We start from the raw sequence: 6,316 nt of genomic DNA, 5'->3' as shown, positions 1-6,316 counted from the left end.
CTACAGACGACACCACCATCCTGTGGGAGCTGGCTTGCCAGCGAAGAGGCCGTCAAATTCAACATCATTGTCATGTGAGACACCGCTATCGCTGGCAAGCCAGCTCCCACAGGGGGATAGAACAAATGAGCGCCAACGTTGACCTCAACAATCGCCCGGACTACGACCCGGTCCTGCAGGACATTGCCGATTACGTACTGAATTACAAAATCGAGTCCCGGGAAGCCCTTGATACCGCCCGCAACTGCCTGATGGACACCCTCGGCTGCGGTCTGCTGGCTCTGCGTTTTCCCGAGTGCACCAAGCATTTGGGCCCGATTGTAGAAGGCACTGTTGTCCCGTGCGGCGCCCGTGTACCGGGAACCTCGTTTCGACTCGACCCGGTCAAGGCGGCGTGGGACATCGGCTGCATCGTGCGCTGGCTCGACTACAACGACACCTGGCTCGCAGCCGAGTGGGGCCATCCGTCGGATAACCTCGGCGGCATTCTCGCGGTGGCGGATCACTTGTCGCAAAAACGTCTGGCCAATGGCGATGCGCCGTTGACGGTTCGCGTGGTCCTCGAAGCAATGATCATGGCCCACGAAATTCAAGGCGTAATCGCCCTGGAAAACTCGTTCAACCGCGTCGGCCTCGATCACGTCATCCTGGTGAAAGTCGCTTCGACCGCCGTCACCGCCAAACTGATGGGCGCCAACCGCGAGCAGTTGCTCTCGGCGTTGTCCCACGCGTTCGCCGATGGTCAGGCATTGCGCACTTATCGTCATGCGCCAAATGCCGGCTCGCGCAAGTCGTGGGCGGCGGGGGACGCGTCCAGTCGGGGTGTGCGCCTGGCAGATATCGCCATGCGTGGCGAGATGGGCATTCCCGGTGTATTGAGTGCCCAGCAGTGGGGTTTCTACGACGTACTGTTCAGCCATACCAACAAGGATCTGGCGCTCAAGCCTGAGGACAAACGGGCTTTCAGTTTCTCACGGCCGTACGGCAGTTATGTGATGGAAAACGTACTGTTCAAGATCAGTTTCCCTGCCGAGTTCCATGCGCAAACGGCTTGCGAAGCGGCCGTCACCTTGCATCCGCAGGTTCGAAACCGTCTGCACGAAATCGACAGAATCGTCATCACCACGCACGAATCGGCGATTCGCATCATTTCCAAGGTCGGCCCGCTGGCCAATGCTGCTGATCGCGATCACTGCATCCAGTACATGACCGCTGTGCCATTGGCCTTCGGCAATCTGGTGGCCGAGCACTACGAGGATGATTTCCACAAGGCGCATCCGATCATCGACGTGCTGCGCGAGAAAATGGTCATCGTCGAAAACCCGGTTTACACCCGTGAATACCTGGAAGCCGACAAGCGCTCGATCGCCAATGCGATCCAGGTGTTTTTCAAGGATGGCTCCAGCACCGAAAACGTGGTGGTGGAATACCCGATTGGGCATCGTCGGCGGCGTGCCGAGGGCATTCCATTGCTGGAGGACAAGTTCAAGACGAACTTGCTGACACGATTCACCCGTCAACGTAGCGAGGAGATTTTTGCGTTGTGCAAAGATCAGCAGAAGCTTGACGCGACACCGGTGAACCGGTTTGTGGATTTATTTGTGATCTAGATAAACCCCTGTAGGAGCTGCCGCAGGCTGCGATCTTTTGATCTTGTTTTTAAAAGAAAAAGTCAAAAAATCGCAGCCAGCGGCAGCTCCTGCAGGGATGTGTGTAATTACTTGAAACGCCGCTCGACACCTTTCTCCACGAGAATCTTCGCGGAGATTTCTTCCACGGAGAAATGCGTGGAATTGATGTTCGGAATGTTCTCGCGGCGAAACAGGTTTTCCACCTCGCGCACTTCGAACTCGCATTGCGCGTAGCTCGAATAGCGGCTGTTGGGCTTGCGCTCGTTGCGGATCGCGGTAAGGCGGTCCGGGTCGATGGTCAGGCCGAACAGCTTGTGCTGGTGGGCGCGCAGGGCACTTGGCAGTTGCAGGCGTTCCATGTCGTCTTCGGTCAGCGGGTAGTTGGCCGCGCGGATGCCGAATTGCATGGCCATGTACAGGCAGGTCGGGGTTTTGCCGCAACGCGACACGCCAACCAGAATCAGGTCGGCCTTGTCGTAATAGTGCGTACGGGCGCCGTCGTCGTTGTCGAGGGCGAAGTTCACCGCCTCGATACGCTCCATGTAATTGGTGTTGGCGCCGATGGAGTGGGACTTGCCGACGGTGTAGGAAGAATGCTCGGTCAGTTCCTGCTCAAGGGGCGCGAGGAAGGTCGAGAAAATGTCGATCATGAAACCATTGGAAGTCGCGAGGATCTCACGGATGTCCTGATTGACGATGGTATCGAAGATAATCGGACGGAAGCCGTCGGTTTCGGCGGCTTTGTTGATTTGTTGTACCATGGCCCGCGCTTTGTCCACGTTGTCGATGTACGGCCGCGTGACTTTGCTGAAGGTAATGTTTTCGAACTGCGCCAGGAGGCTTTGACCCAGGGTTTCGGCAGTAATGCCGGTGCCATCGGAGATAAAGAAAGCAGATCGTTTCATTTGCACCTTGGGCCTTAAGCTAGTGACGAATCTTGGATATGATAGGCGCGATTTGTCGGCCACCAATGGCCCGCATTCTCACTTATTTTCCAGGTCCAGGCCATACAGCCGGAAAATGCTCTGTCGAGCAGCCGGCTTCTGAGCTTTTCCAACACAGTTAGTGGAGAGATCACCTTGGTAGAGTACGTAGTTTCCCTCGATAAGCTCGGCAAACACGATGTTGAGCATGTGGGGGGCAAGAACGCATCCCTGGGCGAGATGATCAGCAACCTTGCAGGTGCCGGTGTATCGGTGCCCGGTGGCTTCGCCACGACCGCTCAGGCTTATCGTGATTTCCTGGAACTGAGCGGCTTGAACGATCAGATCCATGCCGCCCTCGACGCCCTGGACGTCGACGATGTCAATGCCCTGGCGAAAACCGGTGCCCAGATCCGTCAATGGATCATGGAAGCCGAGTTCCCTGAAAAACTCAATGCCGAAATCCGCACCGCGTTCGCCACGCTGTCCGCCGGCAACCCTGACATGGCCGTGGCCGTGCGCTCTTCCGCTACCGCCGAAGACTTGCCGGACGCTTCCTTCGCCGGTCAGCAGGAAACCTTCCTGAACATCCGTGGTGTCGAAAACGTCATTCGCGCCGCCAAAGAGGTGTTCGCATCCCTTTTCAACGACCGCGCGATTTCCTATCGCGTGCACCAGGGCTTCGACCACAAGTTGGTTGCCCTGTCGGCCGGCGTACAGCGCATGGTCCGCTCCGAAACCGGCACCGCCGGCGTGATGTTCACCCTCGACACCGAGTCGGGCTTCCGTGACGTGGTGTTCATCACCGGCGCCTACGGCCTGGGTGAAACCGTCGTACAAGGCGCGGTGAACCCGGATGAGTTCTACGTCCACAAAGGCACGCTGGCCGCCGGTCGCCCTGCGATCCTGCGCCGCAACCTGGGCAGCAAAGCCATCAAGATGATCTACGGCGACGAGGCCAAGGCCGGCCGTTCGGTCAAGACCATCGATGTCGACAAGGCCGAGCGCGCGCGTTTCTGTCTGACCGACGCCGAAGTCAGCGAGCTGGCCAAGCAGGCGATGATCATCGAGAAGCACTACGAGTGCCCGATGGACATCGAATGGGCCAAGGACGGTGACGACGGCAAGCTGTACATCGTGCAGGCCCGTCCGGAAACTGTGAAGAGCCGCACCCAGGCCAACGTCATGGAACGTTACCTGCTGAAAGAAACCGGCACCGTGCTGGTGGAAGGCCGTGCCATCGGCCAGCGCATCGGCGCCGGCAAGGTCCGTATCATCAAGGACGTGTCCGAGATGGACAAAGTCCAGCCCGGCGACGTACTGGTGTCCGACATGACCGACCCGGACTGGGAACCGGTCATGAAGCGCGCCAGCGCCATCGTCACCAACCGTGGCGGCCGTACCTGCCACGCGGCGATCATCGCTCGTGAACTGGGCATCCCGGCCGTAGTGGGCTGCGGTAACGCCACGCAGCTGTTGAAAGACGGCCAGGGTGTGACCGTTTCCTGCGCTGAAGGCGACACCGGTTTCATCTTCGAAGGCGAACTGGGCTTCGACATCAAGAAGAACTCCGTAGACGCCATGCCGGATCTGCCGTTCAAGATCATGATGAACGTCGGCAACCCGGACCGCGCGTTCGACTTCGCACAGCTGCCGAACGCCGGTGTGGGCCTGGCCCGTCTGGAGTTCATCATCAACCGCATGATCGGGGTGCACCCGAAAGCGCTGTTGAACTACGACGGTCTGCCGCAGGACATCAAGGAAAGCGTCGACAAGCGCATCGCCGGTTACAACGATCCGGTCGACTTCTACGTCGACAAGCTGGTCGAAGGCATCAGCACTCTGGCTGCAGCGTTCACGCCGAAAAAGGTCATCGTGCGCCTGTCGGACTTCAAGTCCAACGAATACGCCAACCTGATCGGCGGCAAGCTCTACGAGCCGGAAGAAGAAAACCCGATGCTGGGCTTCCGTGGTGCGTCGCGTTACATCAGCGAATCGTTCCGTGACTGCTTCGAACTCGAGTGCCGCGCCCTCAAGCGCGTGCGCAACGAGATGGGCCTGACCAACGTTGAAATCATGGTGCCGTTCGTCCGTACCCTGGGCGAAGCCAGCCAGGTAATCGATCTGCTGGCGGAAAACGGCCTGGCCCGTGGCGAAAACGGCCTGCGCATCATCATGATGTGCGAGCTGCCGTCCAACGCGATCCTGGCTGAAGAGTTCCTCGAATTCTTCGACGGCTTCTCCATCGGCTCCAACGACCTGACTCAGCTGACCCTGGGCCTGGACCGTGACTCCGGGATCATCGCTCACTTGTTCGACGAGCGTAATCCGGCGGTCAAGAAGCTGCTGGCCAACGCCATTGCCGCGTGCAACAAGGCCGGCAAGTACATCGGCATCTGCGGTCAGGGTCCTTCAGACCACCCGGACCTGGCCAAGTGGCTGATGGAGCAGGGCATCGAAAGCGTTTCGTTGAACCCCGATTCCGTACTGGAAACCTGGTTCTTCCTGGCGGAAGGTCAAGCTTCGGCCTGATCCGGTGTAAACGGGCCGCTCTCTGTAGGAGCGAGCCTGCTCGCGATGGACGTCAACGATTACGCGTTTATCCTGAATAAACGCGGTGTCCGGAAGTTCTTCGCGAGCAGGGCTCGCTCCTACAGGGAGCGGCCTTTTGAGATTCAAGCAGGGCGGGCTCCATCTGGATGCCGCCCTTTTTTGTGCAAGAGATTATGCAAAGCAGCAGCAACCTATTTCCTGTCGCCCTGATCAGCGCCGAGCGGCGCGGCGATCTGAGCGAAGATGTCTATCGTTTAAAACCCGGTAACAGCCCCGACTTCACCGTCGAACTGGCTGTGACGCGCCTTGGCATGGCCGACGAATCGTCGGTGCGCGGGGTGCCGGTGATCCTGTTGCACGGCAGTTTTTCCAATCGCCGGTTCTGGTTTTCGCCAAAAGGGCTGGGGCTTGGTGCCCATCTGACGCGCCTGGGATTCGATGTGTGGATTCCGGAAATGCGCGGTCACGGCTTGTCCCAGCGCAACCAGAACTACCGCAAGAACCGCGTCGCCGACTACGCGCGTTACGATCTGCCGGCCATTGGCGCGTTCGTTCGCGAGCAAAGCGGCCAGGTCCCGCACTGGATCGGCCACTCGCTGGGTGGGATTACCCTGGCGGCGGCGCTCGGCGGTGAATACATCGGCGAACCTGTAGTCGCGTCCGCCGCGTTCTTTGGCACGCAAATGAGCCGCACCTACTGGCCATTGAAGATTCCCCCGGTCGAGTGGAGCGGGCGGTTCATTCTCAAGCGTTTTGCCCAGTTGTCCGGTTCTCGACTTAAGCGCGGCCCGGAGGACGAGCCGATTGGCCTGGCCCTGGAAAGCATGCGCTGGTATGGCCTGTTCGGGCGCTTTGGCGATGCCGACAAGGACTGGTGGGCAGGATTGGCTAACGTTCAAGTGCCGGTTTTGGCCGTTAGCGCAGTGAACGACCATCAAGATCCGGCCTGGGCTTGTCGCAAGTTGTTTGATCAGTTGGGTTCCGAGCACAAGCAATTTATCAACCTGGGTCGCGAACAGGGTTTTACCGATAATTTCGGTCATGTGGAAATGTTGGTCAGCAAAGCCGCCCAGACAGAAGTCTGGCCATTAGTTGCCAAGTGGCTGGTGGATCAGCAGGCGCCGTTGCTCGGCGATAAAGCGGATTTGGCTGCGGCGATCTAAGCTGGACGCTCTATCAAGGGCATTTCGCTCTGATCGGCTTGCGGCT

The 6,316-nt window shown here is 58.9% G+C and carries 4 protein-coding genes; 3 read left to right on the top strand and 1 reads right to left on the bottom strand.

The window, feature by feature from the left end:
* Positions 1-125 precede the first annotated feature (125 nt).
* Positions 126-1,610, top strand: coding sequence for a 2-methylcitrate dehydratase (gene prpD, locus KGB21_RS01810; RefSeq protein ID WP_223503281.1), 1,485 nt, complete (start codon positions 126-128; stop codon positions 1,608-1,610).
* A gap of 107 nt (positions 1,611-1,717) precedes the next feature.
* Here prpD and KGB21_RS01805 read toward each other — a convergent pair whose 3' ends face one another.
* Positions 1,718-2,536: a pyruvate, water dikinase regulatory protein gene (locus KGB21_RS01805; protein WP_008048584.1), complete on the bottom strand. Its 819-nt coding sequence runs from the start codon at positions 2,534-2,536 to the stop codon at positions 1,718-1,720.
* Positions 2,537-2,710: 174 nt separating this feature from the next.
* Here KGB21_RS01805 and ppsA point away from each other — a divergent pair, with 174 nt between their 5' ends.
* Positions 2,711-5,086 carry a phosphoenolpyruvate synthase gene (gene ppsA / locus KGB21_RS01800; protein WP_034147988.1) on the top strand — a complete coding sequence of 792 codons (2,376 nt, stop codon included), beginning with the start codon at positions 2,711-2,713 and terminating at the stop codon, positions 5,084-5,086.
* 194 nt (positions 5,087-5,280) lie between these two features.
* Positions 5,281-6,270, top strand: coding sequence for an alpha/beta fold hydrolase (locus KGB21_RS01795; protein ID WP_223503279.1), 990 nt, complete (start codon positions 5,281-5,283; stop codon positions 6,268-6,270).
* Positions 6,271-6,316 lie beyond the last annotated feature (46 nt).

It is taken from the genome of Pseudomonas sp. GL-RE-29 (assembly GCF_019947275.1).
Taxonomy (GTDB): Bacteria; Pseudomonadota; Gammaproteobacteria; order Pseudomonadales; family Pseudomonadaceae; genus Aquipseudomonas; species Aquipseudomonas fluorescens_A.
The sequence above is the reverse complement of the archived record's forward strand: the minus strand, read 5'-3'. Positions and strand labels throughout refer to the sequence as shown.

Excerpts from the sequence above, each read along its gene's own strand:
- prpD (WP_223503281.1), top strand. The coding sequence starts at position 126 with ATGAGCGCCAACGTTGACCTCAACAATCGCCCGGACTACGACCCGGTC.
- KGB21_RS01805 (WP_008048584.1), bottom strand. The coding sequence starts at position 2,536 with ATGAAACGATCTGCTTTCTTTATCTCCGATGGCACCGGCATTACTGCC.
- KGB21_RS01795 (WP_223503279.1), top strand. The coding sequence starts at position 5,281 with ATGCAAAGCAGCAGCAACCTATTTCCTGTCGCCCTGATCAGCGCCGAG.